Annotated in this window: 15 protein-coding genes and 1 riboswitch; of the genes, 8 read left to right on the top strand and 7 right to left on the bottom strand. The window is 62.8% G+C overall.

Annotated elements, in window-relative coordinates:
- Positions 1–5: 5 nt before the first annotated feature.
- Positions 6–1154, bottom strand: a complete 1149-nt coding sequence (locus HWX91_RS27410; RefSeq protein WP_028199769.1) for an acyltransferase family protein — start codon at positions 1152–1154, stop codon at positions 6–8.
- Between the two features lie 182 nt (positions 1155–1336).
- Between HWX91_RS27410 and HWX91_RS27405 the strand changes: the two genes are divergently transcribed.
- Positions 1337–1756, top strand: a complete 420-nt coding sequence (locus HWX91_RS27405) for a DUF1801 domain-containing protein (RefSeq protein WP_028199768.1) — start codon at positions 1337–1339, stop codon at positions 1754–1756.
- A gap of 211 nt (positions 1757–1967) precedes the next feature.
- Here HWX91_RS27405 and crcB read toward each other — a convergent pair whose 3' ends face one another.
- The gene (gene crcB / locus HWX91_RS27400) at positions 1968–2348 is read right to left on the bottom strand and encodes a fluoride efflux transporter CrcB (protein ID WP_028199767.1); all 381 of its coding nucleotides are present in this window, start codon (positions 2346–2348) and stop codon (positions 1968–1970) included.
- Positions 2349–2428: 80 nt separating this feature from the next.
- A riboswitch (Fluoride riboswitch) is annotated at positions 2429–2491 on the bottom strand.
- Positions 2492–2604: 113 nt separating this feature from the next.
- The gene (locus tag HWX91_RS27395; protein ID WP_028199766.1) at positions 2605–3807 is read right to left on the bottom strand and encodes an ammonium transporter; all 1203 of its coding nucleotides are present in this window, start codon (positions 3805–3807) and stop codon (positions 2605–2607) included.
- Between the two features lie 407 nt (positions 3808–4214).
- Here HWX91_RS27395 and HWX91_RS27390 point away from each other — a divergent pair, with 407 nt between their 5' ends.
- On the top strand, positions 4215–5975 hold the full coding sequence (locus HWX91_RS27390) for a sensor histidine kinase (RefSeq protein WP_028199765.1): 1761 nt from the start codon (positions 4215–4217) through the stop codon (positions 5973–5975).
- On the opposite strand, the gene HWX91_RS27385 is transcribed toward HWX91_RS27390, so the two are convergent.
- Both HWX91_RS27385 and HWX91_RS27380 read right to left on the bottom strand, forming a co-directional pair.
- The gene (locus tag HWX91_RS27385) at positions 5962–6288 is read right to left on the bottom strand and encodes a hypothetical protein (protein ID WP_028199764.1); all 327 of its coding nucleotides are present in this window, start codon (positions 6286–6288) and stop codon (positions 5962–5964) included. The two genes, HWX91_RS27390 and HWX91_RS27385, sit on opposite strands and share 14 nt — an antisense overlap.
- Before the next feature lie 325 nt (positions 6289–6613).
- Positions 6614–7195 carry a DJ-1/PfpI family protein gene (locus HWX91_RS27380; RefSeq protein ID WP_028199763.1) on the bottom strand — a complete coding sequence of 194 codons (582 nt, stop codon included), beginning with the start codon at positions 7193–7195 and terminating at the stop codon, positions 6614–6616.
- 182 nt (positions 7196–7377) lie between these two features.
- Here HWX91_RS27380 and HWX91_RS27375 point away from each other — a divergent pair, with 182 nt between their 5' ends.
- The 4 genes from HWX91_RS27375 to HWX91_RS27360 all read left to right on the top strand — a co-directional run bounded on the left by HWX91_RS27375 (position 7378) and on the right by HWX91_RS27360 (position 11996).
- Positions 7378–7854 carry a BCAL1086 family glycoprotein gene (locus tag HWX91_RS27375; protein ID WP_028199762.1) on the top strand — a complete coding sequence of 159 codons (477 nt, stop codon included), beginning with the start codon at positions 7378–7380 and terminating at the stop codon, positions 7852–7854.
- A gap of 87 nt (positions 7855–7941) precedes the next feature.
- Complete coding sequence (locus HWX91_RS27370) at positions 7942–8397, top strand: Rrf2 family transcriptional regulator (protein WP_028199761.1); 456 nt, start codon at positions 7942–7944, stop codon at positions 8395–8397.
- 144 nt (positions 8398–8541) lie between these two features.
- A complete protein-coding gene (locus tag HWX91_RS27365) occupies positions 8542–9189 on the top strand; it encodes an NAD(P)-dependent oxidoreductase (RefSeq protein WP_028199760.1) in 648 nt (215 codons plus the stop codon).
- Between the two features lie 200 nt (positions 9190–9389).
- Positions 9390–11996, top strand: a complete 2607-nt coding sequence (locus HWX91_RS27360) for a mechanosensitive ion channel family protein (protein ID WP_028199759.1) — start codon at positions 9390–9392, stop codon at positions 11994–11996.
- An 18-nt stretch (positions 11997–12014) separates the two neighbouring features.
- On the opposite strand, the gene HWX91_RS27355 is transcribed toward HWX91_RS27360, so the two are convergent.
- Entirely contained in the window at positions 12015–12584 is a 570-nt protein-coding gene (locus tag HWX91_RS27355; protein ID WP_028199758.1) for a cysteine dioxygenase family protein, read from the bottom strand.
- A 213-nt stretch (positions 12585–12797) separates the two neighbouring features.
- Between HWX91_RS27355 and HWX91_RS27350 the strand changes: the two genes are divergently transcribed.
- Positions 12798–13280: an Lrp/AsnC family transcriptional regulator gene (locus HWX91_RS27350; RefSeq protein WP_028199757.1), complete on the top strand. Its 483-nt coding sequence runs from the start codon at positions 12798–12800 to the stop codon at positions 13278–13280.
- An 86-nt stretch (positions 13281–13366) separates the two neighbouring features.
- Positions 13367–13585, top strand: coding sequence for a hypothetical protein (locus tag HWX91_RS27345; protein WP_028199756.1), 219 nt, complete (start codon positions 13367–13369; stop codon positions 13583–13585).
- 162 nt (positions 13586–13747) lie between these two features.
- On the opposite strand, the gene HWX91_RS27340 is transcribed toward HWX91_RS27345, so the two are convergent.
- A complete protein-coding gene (locus HWX91_RS27340; protein ID WP_028199755.1) occupies positions 13748–16321 on the bottom strand; it encodes an FUSC family protein in 2574 nt (857 codons plus the stop codon).
- Positions 16322–16465: the final 144 nt, after the last annotated feature.

The following is a 16465-nucleotide window of genomic DNA, read 5'->3' as shown; positions in this document are numbered from 1 at the left end:
GCGCTTCATGCAGCCGGGGCGGCCGGTGCGCTCGGCGTGTATTTGCGCAGCCGCTGCGAAAGCAGATGCGAAGGCTTTTCGATCATCCGGTAGAACGCGTAGCTGATAGCGAACGCCAGCGCCACCTGCACGAACCACGCGAATCGGGATGTAGCGTCGAATCCGCTCATTTCAAGCAGCGCAAGCGCCATCTTGTGGCACAGATAGAGGCTGTAGGACCACGCGCCGAACGTGGCCAGTCTGGCCCACACGCCGCTTCTGGACGGCGTGGCGGTTTCCGCCGCGATCCAGACCGCCGCGAGGAACTGAAATAGCGGCAGCGTGATATCGGGCGTGATCAAGGGCACGATGGCCGGCTTGAGATTCGATTCGGACAACAGAATCATAATGACCGCACCGGCCGCGACCACCGCCACTCTCAACGCAACCAGATGGTTTGCGAGGTAGCGCGTGCTCCGGTCAAGGCCGCCCTTGATCATCAGCGTGAGCGGCGAATACGCACCGCGAACATGGAACTGCTCCGTGTTGCGCTGGATCTCCGCGATCAGACAGCCGAAAATCCATCCGGCCGCATACAGCAGCGCCGTGCCGGGAACCCCATACGTTTCGATGACGCAGCCGTGGCAAACCGGGTGCCCGATCAGCCGAACCACGGCCACCATCACGCCCGCCGCAAGCGCGCATCCAACGATCATTTCACCGAGGTAGCGAAAGCGAGGGCGCAGCAACGGATAAGCGGCGTAATACACCATCTCGCAGTAGAGCGACCACAGCACGGATTCCAGATAGTTCTGGCCCGCCGGCAAAGGTTGAACGAGGCACAGCAGAATGACCAGCGGCAAGCCGATGCGGATGAATCTGGACGCGTAATAGTTGATCGGCTTGAGCGTCACATCCTTTTGATATGCGTTGTGGATGCAATAGCCGGAAATGACGAAGAAGACGATGACGGCGGCGGGCCCCGCGAACAGCGCGGTCGAGCCTGACCACAGCGCGCCGCCGAGGAAGGCGAGTGGGTGGGGCAGCAGTTCTTTGAACGCGGGCGGCTTGATGTGGTACATCAGAACCCAGACAGCCGCGAGGAATCGAATGGCGTCGATCTTCAACGACTTGTTCAGATTGGTGGACGCTGAGAGATTCAAGGTGATCGCCATTTTTGCCCCTTCTACTATTCAGGCTGCGGCGATCTTACCGCCGTGGGGAACAACAAAAATAACGATAAAAATCGAAAAAAATGGCGAAATTAATGCCTCATTCGCGCCGGCGGATTGATGCTGGCACAATTCAAAGGCAGTCTCTGCCGAGACCGGACCAGAATTCGAGGCGTAACGACCTTATGACTCCGTCAGAAACCATTGACCAGATGATCGCGGGAATCACGGATTGGCGTGGTGAAACCTTCGCCGCGATGCGTAAGGCCATCCTCGCGGCCGACTCGCAGATCGTCGAGGAATGGGAGTGGATGGGCAGCCCCGTGTGGTCTCGCGACGGAATGATCGCGGTCGCCAATGCGCACAAAGGCAAGGTGAAGTTGACCTTTGCCCACGGGGCTAGCCTTCCGGATCCCGACAAGCTCTTCAACGCGAGTCTTGAGGGCAACGCAAGACGGGCGATCGACTTCTTCGAGGGCGACAGGATCAATGAACGCGCGCTAAAGAATCTGGTCCGTGCCGCGATTGAACACAACCAGACCAAATTGAAGAAGAATGCGCCGGCGAGTAACCGGGCGAAAGCACGTAAAAGCAAAGAGACGTGAGTTCGGGGGGAGAGTCCAGGGCGCCGAATCGTAGCCGTATTCGTGCGCGACATCGAGTACCGACGCGCTGGTTGCCAGTTGTGGAAGGTTCAGCAGGAGCCGCCATCGACGGCACGCATGAACCGTGCGTCATACCGGTTTCGCGCCAGTCAGATCGTGATTGAACGCGAGATGCCGCACGTCTCGCGGATCAGCGAAGCGATCACGCCGTTCAGCGCGCCAGCAAGGAAACGGTTGCGATGCCGAGGATCGTCATTACGAGCGAGGCTCCGACGTGAATGACGACCTCGCCTGCTGCCCAGCCGAGCCGGCCGTCTTGCAGACGCTGCACGACTTCCGCCGAGAATGTCGAGAACGTCGACAAGCCGCCCATCAAACCCGTGATGACGAAGAGCCGCCATTCGGGGGCGATCTGCGGCGCCCGCGCGAACCCCGCGACCGCGACGCCGATGACGTAGCCGGCGATCACGTTAGCGGCGAAAGTGCCGAGCGGCAAACCGGTGAACAGGCCGTTCAGACGGATGCCGAGAAACCAGCGGAATAGCGAGCCGAGCGCGCCGCCAATGCCGACCGCGAGAATGGACAAATACATGGAAAAGTACTCTGGCGAAGCCGAAAGATCGACAAACCGGGCTCGCGGGGCAGGCGTGATGCCGCGTCCGCAGTCGTCCGGGCGAAGCAGGCATCATCAGCCATCAAGGGCGGTTAACGGAGAATGCCATCTCCAGCGCGCAAGTCTAGCATCCACCTGGCATTGGGGACAGACGAGCATCGCGCGCGGCGAGCAGCAGTCGGCGCGCCGCCGCGCACGATTTGCGGCCAACCGTGGCTAGCGTGCTGGCAGCCCCTCAGCCGACGCTTTCGCGCTCCGGCGTGGCCGAAATTTTGTGGATCGACAGATCCGCGCCGTTGTATTCGTCTTCCTGGTCGAGCCGCAACCCTACCGTCAGGCGAATGGCGCCGTACACGAGCGTGCCGCCGAGCAAGGCCACCACAATGCCGCCCAGCGTGCCGACCAGTTGCGCGCCGAACGACACGCCGCCAAGGCCGCCGAGCGCACGCAAGCCGAAGATGCCGGCCGCGAGGCCGCCCCACGCGCCGCACAGACCGTGCAGCGGCCACACGCCGAGTACGTCGTCGATACGCCAGCGGTTTTGCACGCAGGTGAACATATAGACGAACAGCAGGCCCGCAATGCCGCCCGTCACCAGCGCGCCGAGCGGATGCATCAGGTCGGAGCCGGCGCATACCGCCACCAGTCCGGCAAGCGGGCCGTTGTACGTGAAGCCGGGGTCGTTGCGGCCCGCGAGCCATGCGCTCAGCGTGCCGCCGACCATCGCCATCAGCGAATTGACCGCCACGAGGCCGCTGATCTTGTCGATGGTCTGCGCGCTCATCACGTTAAAGCCGAACCAGCCGACCGCCAGCACCCATGCGCCCAGCGCGAGGAACGGGATATTCGACGGCGGATGCGCGGCGATGCAGCCGTCCCGCTGATAACGGCCGTGGCGTGCACCGAGCAGCAGCACAGCCGGCAACGCGACCCAGCCGCCGAACGCGTGCACCACCACCGAGCCGGCGAAGTCGTGAAACGGCACCCCGAAGACCTGAGTCAGCCAGTTCTGAATGCCGAAGCGGCCGTTCCACGCGATTCCCTCGAAGAACGGATAGATGAAGCCAACCAGTACGAAGGTGGCGAACAGTTGCGGATTGAACTTCGAGCGCTCGGCGATGCCGCCCGACACGATCGCCGGAATTGCCGCCGCGAAGGTCAGGAGGAAGAAGAAGCGCACCAGCGCATAGCCGTTGTGCGCGGCCAGCGATTCGGCGCTGCCGAAGAACTGCACGCCATAGGCGATCGTGTAGCCGATGAAGAAATACGCGATCGTCGAGACCGAGAAGTCCACCAGAATCTTCACCAGCGCATTGACCTGATTCTTTTTGCGGACCGTGCCGAGTTCGAGAAACGCGAATCCCGCATGCATGGCCAGCACCATTGCGGCACCTAGCAAAAGGAAGAGGGTATCGGTGCCGGTTTTAAGACTTTCCATCGAGTGTCCCGCTTATGCCAAAAAAGCGGGCATTGAATGCAAGAACCGGGCCAAATTTGTGCCGAAAGCGTCGATCAGGTGCAGGGCCGCACCGGAATGGGTTTGTTGTGACGTGCAGGCAATTCAGCGTCAGTTTTTCCTTGCACCTCGAATGGCAACGAAAGCACAATTTAAGTGCATGACGGTTTCGCTCCCGCTCTCATGATCCAAATGTGGGCAAATTATTAAATTTGATTTACGTTTAATTCAAAAGCCTGACGTTCTATGCGCAATCGCTGCGTACGGAACGATATCTGGCGGAACAAGCATGATTCCTGACGTGCCGTCTTTGTCTTCCTGCGCAAACGCCCACATAATGTGCCGTCCCCGTGCATGATCTGCCGGCCATCGACCTCCAATGCGCACGCATGAGACTGACCACTAAAGGCCTGTTGCTGATCGCGATTCCGGCTTTCTTCGAATTGGCGCTGCTGTCCGGCCTGGTCAAGGCGCAGTCCGACGCGGCACAAGCCGAGCGGTGGGCTATCCATAGCGAAGACGTGCTGCGCCAGACCACCGCGATTCTCGATCCGGTGCTGGGTGAGTCGGTGGCGCTGCGCGGCGCGGTGCTCGCCAACGATACCCGCTTTACCACGCCGGTCACGGTGTGGATGGACGTCGACCGTCGCATCGATCAACTGGCCGAGCTGGTGGCCGATAACCCGGCGCAAGTCGAACGGGTGGTGCAGGTGCGCCAGGCGGTGCAGGGCTATCGCCAATGGTCGGACCGCGTTCAGGACATGCTGCATTCGGGGCGGCGGCGCGATCTGCTCGATCGCTTTCGAGATCTGGGCGGCGCCGACGTGCTCGATCGCTTCCGCCAGCAAGTGGCGGCCTTCCAGAGTGAAGAGCGGCGCCTCGACACGTTGCGTTCAAGCGCCGCCGGCGCCGCGCGTGAACGGCAGCAGATGCTGGTCGTCGCGGCCGTGCTCGGCTCCTTGCTGTTCGTCGCGGTGGCCATCTGGTTGTTCACGCGTGGCGTGCGCGGCCGGCTCGCGCTGCTCTCTGACAATGCCGGGCGCCTTGCGGGCAACGAGCCGCTGGCGCCGATCGGTCCGGGCCGCGACGAAATTGCCCGGCTCGATCTGACCTTGCATGAAACCAGCCGGCGCCTGCTCGAAGCCGAGCGCATCCAGGCGCGCTTTCAGTCCGATCTCGCGCGCCGCGCCGGCGAACTGGCGCGCATCAACGAGACCTTGCGGCAACAGACCCAGGAGAACGAAATGTTCATCTACAGCGTGTCGCACGACCTGCGTGCGCCGCTGGTGAATCTGCAAGGCTTCTCGAAAGAACTGACGCGCGCCTGCGACGACCTGCGCGCGGTGCTGCGGCAGTCGTCGCTCGCGGCCGAGCCGCGGCAGCGCATCGAACGGGTGGTGGACGAGGATATCGGCGAGGCCTTGCACTTCCTGCAAACGGCCGTGTTGCGTGCCTCTCATATTATCGACGCGCTGTTGCGGCTGTCGCGCGTCGGCCGGGTCGAGTACCGGCAACAAAAGGTCGAAGTGCGCGATATCGTGCCGCGCGTGATCGATGCCATGCAGGGATCGATCCGGGCCCGGCGGGCGCATGTGATCGTCGACGAACTGCCGCCGGTATGGGGCGACCCGACCGCGCTTGAACAGGTGTTCGCGAACCTGATCGGCAACGCGGTCAATTATCTGGACCCGTCGCGCGAAGGTCTGATCGAGATCGGTACGACGCCGGCCCCGCCGGGCGTGCATTCGCTACGGATTTTTTACGTGCGGGACAATGGCCTGGGTATTCCGGCGGTCGCGTTGCCGCGGCTTTTCAACGCGTTTCAGCGGCTGCACGGCAATGTGGCGGCAGGCGAGGGCATCGGTCTTGCGCTCGTGCGGCGGGTGGTGGAGCGCCACGGCGGGCGCGTATGGGCGGAGTCGAAAGAGGGGGTGGGCACGACGTTTTATCTGTCGCTGCCCGAAGCCGGAACGCGTAGCGCGCAGCGGTCTTTCGAAACACACGCGACGCTGGCGGACGGTGCTCACGCGGTGCAGGGTGGACGGGAAGCGCGTGCAGCAGCCGGTGATTCAGAGGGCGCGGGTCCCGGCGGCGGTGCGGTACACGCCGCGAATGCCGCCCATGCCGCGCCTGGCATCAGTACGCGGTAAAGAGCCGGCGTGGTTTGAGCAGTTTGCTACCGCGGATCGACCAGTAACAGCCGCAGCAGATCAGGACCGCGATGCCGGTCAGCGCTTCGAGCGGCGCCGGGTGCAAGCCAGGCAGACCGTCGAGCGCGAACAGGCCGCGTGCGGCGATCAACAGCGCCGCCCATAGCGAGCACGCTGCCTGCACCAGCATGCGCGTACCCGCCAGACGCCGTGCGCGGTTTTCCCGCGACCAGTTGGCCGGTGTACGTGCGCAAAAAAAAGCAATCGCCATCAGCGTGACGGCGAGAATGACGATCCAATCAGTCAGTTCCATCAAAAAAGGCTCCCAAGTCAACCCGCGACTATAGGAAAGCCTTTTGCTGCGAACTATCGGACGAGTCTCAAAGTCGGGTGCGACGAGGGCACATTCCGGGGCAATCGCATTGAGAGGTTTCTGCGAATCCGCTTCGTGGTTCTACTGAAGCTTTATCAGTCCTGCTGTCGTCGAGCGGAAGCCACAGCGGCGATAAAACGCCCCGAGGTGGGGTTCAGAATCGACGTGTGGCCAATGTAAGCCGCGTTGCCGCGCAAGTATTGCGAAGGCGAGCTTGCGAAGGCGAGCGCGCGTGGCCGCAATGAGCCGGCGCTCGCCGTCGGGATCAGAGTTCGATCCGGGTGCCGAGCAGCACGAGGAACTGACGCAGCCACTCAGGATGAGCGGGCCACGCGGGGGCGGTGACGAAATTGGCGTCGGTGATCGCCGCATCGACCGGAATGTCGGCGTACTCGCCGCCGGCCAACTTCACTTCGGGCGCGCAGGCCGGGTAGGCGGAAATGCGCTTGCCGCGGATCACGTCGGCGGCGGCCAGCAATTGCGCCGCGTGGCAGATCGCCGCGATCGGCTTGCCCGCTTCGGCGAACTGCCGTACCAGCTCGATGACCTTCTGATTCAGACGCAGATACTCGGGCGCGCGGCCGCCCGCGATGGCCAGTGCGTCGTACTGACGGGAATCGGCGTCCTCGAATGTCGCATTGAGGGTGAATTGATGGCCGGGCTTTTCGGTGTAGGTCTGGTCGCCTTCGAAATCGTGAATCGCGGTCTTGATCTTCTCGCCGGCTTTCTTGTTCGGACAGACCGCGTCGACTACGTGGCCGACGGCCTGCAGTGCCTGAAACGGCACCATCGTTTCGTAATCCTCGGCGAAGTCGCCGGTCAGGAACAGAATCTTCTTTGCTGCCATCGCATGCCTCCAGTTGATCAACGGAATACATCGAGCGGGCAGTCAGTCTACTCCAACACGTTTGACAGAACCGCGACGCAACATGCGGCGCGATGAACGGGTTCGCCGCGCAACGGCGTATCATGGGCGCGTTTTCGCATGCGAAAGCCGTTCGATGCGGCTCATACACAGCACATACAGATATGACTTTATCCATTCGTTCACCGTTGTTGCGCCGTGCCGCCGTTGTCGCCCTCGTGTTCGGCGGCCTGACGGCGTGTCAAAAGAATGATGCGTCGGCAGATCAGGTCGCCGGCAAGCTCAATGAGGCGGCCCAAGCCGCCGGTCAGAAGCTCGATCAGGCAGCCAGCTACGTCGGTCAGCAGGTCGATGCGACCAAGGCAACGGCGCAGCAGAATCTGGACTCCGCAGCTTCCGCGCCGTCGATCAAAATCGATCCCGCCGCGCTGGCATCGAGCGCGCAGGCCAACCTGCAAAACGCGGCGAGCGCCACGAACGCGCAGCTCGGCAAGGCGGCGGCGCTGACCGGCCAGGGCCTCGAGAACGCCGGGCGCAAGCTGCAGGAATGGTCGGCGCAAAGTTCGGCGTCGGCGGCGGCCTCCGCTTCCTCGTCGGCATCGGGCGATTCCAGCGATGCGCAAAAGCAGATGGACAAGTGAGAGGACGGTCTATGCAGCCGTCCGTTTGACAGCCGGATTAAATGTAATTACTATGGTTACACATTGTCGTTGCCGGGCAGGTTTGCTGTGAATACGAGTAGCCGGTTTGCGTTTGCTGTGCACGTGCTCGCGCTGCTGTCGTTGCAGGAGGGCGTGCCGCTTTCGTCGGAGATGATCGCGGGCAGCGTGAATACGAATCCTGCGCTGATCCGGCGTCTGCTGACCATGTTGGCCGACGCCGGTCTCACGACCTCGCAACTTGGCGCGGGCGGCGGTGCGCTGCTCGCCCGGGCGCCCGAAAGCATTACCCTGCTCGAGGTGTACCGCGCGGTGGACGACGCGCAATTGTTCGCCATGCATCGCGAGGAGCCGAATCCGGCATGCATGGTGGGGCGTAATATTCAGGTCGTGCTGCGCGGTATCATCGACGAAGCGCAGCAGGCTATGGAAGCGTCGCTCGGCGCGCGCACACTTGCGGACGCCACTGCCGACGTAGTGCGCGCCGAACGGGCGCGTGAGCGTAAGCGGCGTTCGCACGGATAACGTAGCAAAGAAGCGGTACAGAAGGGCGCGCGCGAAGTAGTCGCGACGCGCGCCTGAGAATGGAAGGGGCTGATGCCCCTCTTTTTTCCGGAATATATGTAATCAATGTGGTTACATATTGGCTTACATACCAGGAGTATCGAAATGAGCAAACAGTTGAAGATCGCGTTGTTCGGCGCCACCGGCATGATTGGTTCGCGGATCGCCGCGGAAGCGGCTCGTCGTGGGCATCAGGTGACGGCGCTGGCGCGCAATCCGGCACGCGTGCCGGCGGATCTGGCGAATGTGACGGCTGCACAGGCCGACGTGCTCGACGCCGCGAGCGTCAGCGCCGCAGTGCGCGGTCACGACGTGGTCGCCAGCGCATACGCGCCGCCGAAAGACGACCCGGCAGCGGTGAGCAAGGCCAGCCATGCGCTGGTCGACGGCGTGCGCGCAGCGGGGCTGAAGCGTCTGGTGGTGGTGGGCGGCGCGGGCTCGCTCGAAGTCGCACCGGGCAAGCAACTGGTCGACACGGACGGCTTCCCGGATGCCTACAAAGCGGTCGCGCTGGCGCATCGCGATGCATTCGACTACTACCGCGGCATCACCGATCTCGACTGGACTTTCTTCGCGCCGGCCGCGCTGATCGCCCCGGGCGAGCGCACCGGGAAGTTCCGCACGGGTGCGAACACGCTTATCGCCGACGCCGAGGGTAATAGCCGTATTTCCGCGGAAGACTATGCGATCGCCTTCGTCGATGAACTGGAGCAGGGCCGTTTTATCCGTCAGATCGCGACGGTGGCTTACTGAGCCTTAACGTGCCGTATGGGCCCGCACGCGGCTCGTGTCGCGCGTAGTCCGTGGCATGCGTCGTAGCGGCCGCCCGGCGGATCGGGTGGCCCGCCAATCGCCGGGTTTGCGCAAGCGTCCTAACAATCGGTTACGCATGTTCGGTTGCCTGCTGTGAAACTGCGGCTACACTGGCGTCTCCCGTTTTCTTACGGATCGCCATGCAGTCATGCCAATTGCGGCGTGAGTCCGGGGCCGCGCCGTCTAACGGCGAACAACCGGCGACTCGCGCCGCCTTTCAGTTTAATTTCAATCAGATCGGATGCAGCGCTGGACGCGGTGTTCGTGCTCGCGTCGCGGCGTGGTTCGGCGCGTGGGCGCTCACGGTGTGCGTCGCGCTGATTCTCAGCATTGGATGGATGCCCGCCGCGGCCCAGGCTGCCGGCGCCGGCACGCCTGTTATTCCGGCTTTACAGAGTCTGATCAATAGCGCGACAGCGACCCCTGCGTCCGCCGCCTCGGGCGCCTCCGCCGCGGACGCGGCCTCCGCGCCGTCGCCTGCGAGCCAGGCGGAACTGGCGCGCTCGCTCGACAGCGTGATCTCGACACTCGACAACGATCGGCAGCGCAGCGCGCTCGTCGCCCAGCTCAAGAAGCTGCGCGATGTCTCGCAAAACGTCGCGCAGCCCGCGCCCGCGCAACCGAGCCCGGGCTTGCTCGGCGCCATCGCGTCGGGCATCGCGTCGTTCGAATCCGACGTGCATCAAGGCCGCACGCCGGTGCGCTATTGGGGCGGCCGCTTCAACGCGGCCGGCAACGAGCTCTATACGATCATTTCGGGTCAAGGGCAGGAAAGCTTCGGGCGCATCGTCTTCTCGATGATCGCCATGCTGGCCGGCTGGGGGGCGTGCGCCGGCGCGCTGATCTACGTGCAACACCGGCTGTACCGGCGCTTCGGCATCGTTCTGGGGCTCAACCCGAATCCCACCACGCGCGAATTGCTGATCTTTGCACTGCGCCGCGTCGGGCCGTGGATCGTCGCCTTTCTCGCCGCCTTGCTGTTCGCGCGAGCCATGCCCGATGAGCTCGGCCGTACGCTCGGCATGGTGGTCGCCTATGCGATTGTCGCGGGCGCGGTGTTTTCGGCGATCTGTCTGATCATGTTTTCGCTGTTCGGCTCGGGGCACCGGCGAGTTGCCGTGCGTCTGCTGCTCGATCACGCGCGGCGCGTGCTGTTCGTGGTGGGCATATGCGCCGCGCTCGGCGATGCGGCGGTCAACTACGACGTCGAGCATCAACTGGGATCGAATCTCGCCGCGCTGATTTCGACGGCGGCCAACATGACTGCCGCCGTGCTCACCGGCTATTTCGCGCTGGCGTTTCGCCGGCCCGTCGCGCATCTGATCCGCAACCGGGCCTACGACCAGCGGAACGACCATCAGGCCGCGACCGACGCGTTCGACGTGCTCGCCTCGCTCTGGCATGTGCCGGTGCTGGTGCTGGCCACCGCGTCGGTGGTCGCCACGCTCGGCGGCTCGGGTTCCAGCGAAAACGTGCTGCAGATTTCGGTGGTGACCGCACTGCTGCTGGTGCTGGCATTTTTCCTGTCGGCCGTCGTGCTGCGCGTGACGCGCCCGCGCAGCGCGCGCGCACGGCGCCGCTCGCCTTATCTGTCGCGCTTGTTGCGCTTTTGCGGCACGCTGCTCACGTTGTTCATCTGGCTGCTGTTCTTTGAACTGGCGGCGCGGTTGTGGGGCGTGTCGCTCGCGGAAGTCGTGGAGGAAAACGTTGCCGCGCGCGGGATTGCCCATGCGGTGACCGCGATCGTCGCAACCGTGTTCATTTCATGGCTGCTGTGGATTCTTGTCGATACCGCGATCACCGAAACCCTCAATCCAGGCAGTCTGCGCAACAAATCGCGTAATCCGAGCATGCGGGCGCGCACGATGCTACCGTTGCTGCGCAACGTGCTGCTGGTGTCGATCATGACGATTGCCGGCATCGTCACCGCGGCGAATCTGGGCATCAATGTGACGCCGCTGCTGGCCGGTGCCGGCGTGATTGGTCTCGCGATCGGTTTCGGCGCGCAGTCGCTCGTGACCGACCTGATCACAGGGCTGTTCATCATCATCGAAGATACGATTTCGGTCGGCGACTGGATCGACGTAGACGGTGGCCATGCGGGCACGGTCGAGCATCTGTCGATCCGTACGGTCCGTTTGCGCGACGGGCAAGGCGCGATTCACGCGATTCCGTTTTCACAGATCAAGATCGTCAAGAACCTGTCGCGCGATTTCGCCTACGCGGTGTTCGAAGTGCGGATGTCGTTCTCGACCGATGTCGATCAGATCACGCAACTGATTCGCGAAGTCGGCGCCGATCTGATGGCCGACTTTCGTTACCGGCGCGAAATGCTCGGACCGATCGAGGTGTGGGGGCTCGACCGTTTCGATCCGAACTGGATGGTCGTGAAAGGGCAGATCAAGACGCGGCCGTTACAGCAATGGAGCGTGGCGCGCGCTTTCAATCTGAGGCTGAAACGCAAGATGGACGAGGCCGGCATCGAGATTCCCGTGCCGCAAATGCGGGTGTACACGTCATCGAAAGATAGTGAAGGGCAGCCTTTGCCGGACGATGAGCTTGCGCATGGGCATGGACCTGAACACGTGCATGCCGCGACAGGCGCTTCGATGCGTGCCGCGCACGTTGCCGTGGCGGCGGCGCGCGATGTGTCGCACGAACCGCGTCCGGCGCCGCCGCCGACCGGGCAGACCGCGCCGATCCCGCCGCAGATTCCGACCGCTGGTGACGCGGGCGGTAAAAGCTGAGTAAACCCGATGCCGGTTTCAGACGAGCGCCGGTGCCTGAACGGTGTGCACGATGTCGTTGACGTGCGTGGCGATCTGCGCGCCCGCGACGCCGTAGATGTGCAGCGAGACGGCGGGTGCGTCGCTGCAATTGCCGAGCCGGTGAATGCCGCTCCTGCCGCCACGCACAAACGACACGGCGCCGGTATTACGAGCTTGCGTTCGGGTGGCGCTTGCGCAATGCTGTGCGCCGTTCCATTCGAAGACCGTTTCGCTCAGCGTGCCCTCCAGCACCGCGTAGCCGCACCAGGTGTGGTGTGCGTGCACCGGGCTTGCCTGGTGCGGCAGCCATACCAGCGCGGCGATCGCATAGCGGCCGTGAGGGTCGGCGGCCAGCAGATGACGGCGGTAGTTTTCGGCGGAGCCTTCGCGTTGCGCCGGGGTGAGCAAGGCGGGGTTCGCGGCGGCTTCGGCAAGCGCGATGCGCATGCTGCGCGCGAAGAAGGTCGAATTCGAGGGTTCGGAGAAGTTCACGCAGGCTTCGAGCATTGCATCGAGCGCGTCGCACAGGTGTGCGAGCGGCGCGGTGCGAGGCGCACACGAGGGCATTTCGCGCGCGGCGGCAAACTGCGTGGCGTGGGCGGAGGAATGGGCGACGGGGGTTGAACGGGGGTCTTGGCTCATGATCGCTGTGCAGCTGGATGGCTGCTTATCGGCTATTTTTTGACAGAGATATTTATACCCGTTTGCCTGGAGAAAGAGTTTCCATATAATTCCACCCACAGACTTAAAAGTAGAATAATTTCCTATAGGGGCGTGATGATGGGAATGGATATCATCGATCGGAAGCTGCTCGAACTGTTGCAGGAAGACGCAACGATGCCGATCGCCGAACTGGCGCAGCGCGTGAATCTGTCGCAAACGCCATGTTGGAAGCGGCTGCAACGTCTGAAAGAGACCGGCGTGATTCGCGCCCAGGTGGCGCTGTGCGACGCGCGCAAACTCGGCGTGGGCACGACCGTGTTCGTGGCGGTGCGAACGAACCAGCACACGGAGGCCTGGGCGCAGGCCTTTACGCGTGCGGTGCAGGACATTCCGGAGGTGGTGGAGGTCTACCGGATGAGCGGCGAAACCGACTACCTGTTGCGCGTGGTGGTGTCCGATATCGACGACTACGATCGGGTCTATAAGCTGTTGATCGGCGCCGTGCCGCTGTATGACGTGAGTTCCAGTTTTGCGATGGAACAGATCAAGTACTCGACGGCGCTGCCGGTGCGGCCCTCGGCGGTGGTGGAGGGTCGTTGACCGCAAGCCACGCGCAAGCTCAGTGGGCGTAGAATGCCGCCTTTCCCGATACTATCCGCGACTGCTTCGCGAACCGAGCCCGCCTCATGAACAAACCGCCGCGCAAGAAGAACCCGACTTTCGGCATTGCTATTTTCATCGTGGTCGCGGTACTGCTGGTGATCGCCACGCTCTTCTATAACGCCATCACGGAAAAGCGTGAGTTCGACCGTCAGAACGCACCGGAGCCGACGGTTTCTTCGGACGCGGCGGCGGCTGCTGCGGCGGCTACGGCGGCGAAACCCGCGAGCGGCGCTGCGCAATAAGGCACACGAAGACACACGACGCGATCGATCGACGATCCGCCGCCGCGGTCGGTTCGGCGGAGCTTGCGCCTCGTGCGGTGCTGGTTGCCGGCACGTGCTGAAAGCCTGCTTTGAACGTATGGCGCACGACGAGCCCGGGCCGTTATAACGGCCCGTTTCGTATCACGCTTCTGCCGGCAGCCGGATCACGCTCGCATCCTTGCGAATCTGCGCTGACGCCGTCAGCATCTGCTTGCACTGATGGGCGAGCAACTTCATATCGTGCACGGCGTCAGCCGAATAGTCGGGCGATTTCTCCGTCTCGACCACCATCACATCCAGCTCACGCATCAATTGTTTGATCTGTTCGCCTTGGTCGGCGGGCGATGCGCTACCCGCTTCGGCCTCGGTCAAATTGTCGCGGACCACGCTCAGCGCGCGCTGCAATGGCTGTAGCGAGACAGCGTCGCCCTGCTGCGCGGAGGTGCGCAGCAACGGCGCGGCCGCTGTGATCTGCGAGGCGAGCACGTGGCTGCGTATCAGCAGGTCGTTCAGTTCCGGCACGAATTTCTGCGCGGACTTCGGCTCGAGCATCATGCGCTGGAACGCCTGGCCCAGATTGGCAAACGCTACGTGGACGTTCTTGCGGGCGAGCCGGTAGCGATAATCGCGATCAAGCGCGGTTGCAGCGGCCACCGCGGCAGCGGATGCCCCGCCTGCCGGCTTGGTGCTCGCGTTGCTGACGGCGGCGGCGTCGCCTGAACTCGGCTTGGCACCCGCATTAGTATTCGGATTGGCAGCGGCGGTTGCACCCATGTTTGCAGCGGCGCCGGAGCCGGTTTGAAGTACCGCGTTGCCGCTCGTAGTTGCTCCAGCGCTTGTTCCAGCGCTTGTTCCAACGCTTGTTCCAACGCTTGTTCCAGCATTTGCCACCGCGCGCACCGGCTTGCCGAAATCGATCGCCGGATCAGCCATGGCCGCCGCGGGCGCAAATGCACCGGCTTCCGTTACCGTGGCCACCACCGCGGCCGCCGGCTTGCCGCTCCACCACCAGCTTGCTTCCAGATACTGCCGGGTGGCATTGATCATGTTGTTGACCAGCTTGCCCATCAGCCGGTATTCCCAGTAGGGGAACAAGTGGCTTGCCGCAATCGCGATCGCGCAACCCACCACTGTGTCGATCGCGCGTTCGCCGATGATGCGCATACTGCCCGGCGCGAGCAGATGGAACATGAGCAGCACGTACGAGGAGGTGAACACCACGCTCGCCGTGTAATTGAACAGCAGCAGGCTGTAGCTCATCACCATCGACGCGAACATCACCACCAGCAGGATGTGCGGCTCCTTGACGAAGATCATCAACGCGATGCTCGCCGCACAGCCGATCAGCGTGCCGATGATCCGCTGCCCGTTGCGCTGTTTGGTCAGCGAATAGCCCGGTTTCAGAATGATGACCGTGGTCATCACGATCCAGTAGGCATTCGTGAGCGGCAGCAGGCGGCCGAGCCAGAAACCTACCGCGACCGCAATCGTCACGCGCAGCGCATGGCGGAAGCTCGGCGAGGCCATGGTCAGATTCGAGAAGATCTGCCCGAACGGCACACGGCGGCTCGATACGAAGCGGGAAAGCGCCTGGTCGAGGCGCAATTCGGTTTCAGTTCCGCTTGCGCCCGGATCGCTCGACAGGCTTTTACGCATCTTGTCGATCAGGCGCGTGGCGCTCCAGATACGCCGGAAGGTGGACGATATCGCCGAATACGCCTCGGGATTCTTACCCGGCAGGTCCTGCTTGCGCATCAGGTCGATCTCGAACTCGATGGCGCGCAACTCGGCTTTGACATTCACGCGAATACGCGGCGGCTGGTTTTGCAGCACCGCGAGTCCAATTTCTTCGAGATCGGCCGCGGATTTGCGAATCAGATCGCGGTAGAACACCAGCAGATCGGAGCCGCCAAACGTGTTGCGCACCAGCGAATAATCGACATGCGTGCCGACAAACAGCTCGTGCAGATCGACGGTATTGATGAACAGATTGAACAGCATGGCCCGGCGCGGCTCGAGCCGGCCGGTTTTCAGCTTCGGCAGATTGCGCAGCACGATGTCGCGCGCAGCATCCTGACGATCGACTGCGGAGATCTGCTTGTCGACCAGGTTGCGATAACACTCGTCGAGATCGTTATCGAGATCGTAGAAGGCGGCGCGCGCGAGCAGATAGTCCGCGCACGCGAACACACTTTCGGCGAGCGCCTGCTGTTCGATGCGATGCATCATCCAGCGGCTGACGAAAGTCGACCAGTACGTGTACCAGAGACCGCCCACCAGAATCCACGACGCGTTGACGAGCGCCTGCATCGGCGTGAAATGCTCTTCCAGCGTCATGACCATCATGAACAGCGTGGCAAAGCTGATTTGCGGCCAGCGGTTGCCATACACGACGATCAACGAGAGCACGAACGTGAGCGGCACGACCGTGCACCACAACGCCACCGAGTTGACCGTGGCGAGGCCGGTGGCGAGCGCGGACAGGAAACCGATCACCGTGCACGCCAGCATCTCGTTGTGCTTGTACTTGAGCGGGCCCGGCATGTCGACCACACATGCGCCGAGCGCGCCGGTCGCAATCGTGAAGCCGAGGTCGCGATCGTGAAATACGATCAGACACAGGACGGCCGGTAACGACACGCCGACTGCGATGCGCAGGCCGCCATAAAAGTACTGGCTGTAAAGGAATTTTTTTATTTCAACCGAATAGCGCATCGACTGCCTGAATTCCATTCACTGAGAAAACGCGGTTGAAAAGGCCGACCCGGGGTGGACCTGGTGCAGACCCAAACTTGCCGACGAGTCTAACTGATTTTGTGCCTGATCTGACCTCGTCCGTTCGGCCAGGTTCTGCCCTGG

The organism is Paraburkholderia fungorum, assembly GCF_902833645.1.
GTDB lineage: Bacteria > Pseudomonadota > Gammaproteobacteria > Burkholderiales > Burkholderiaceae > Paraburkholderia > Paraburkholderia fungorum.
This window is presented reverse-complemented; position numbering and strand designations above follow the sequence as displayed.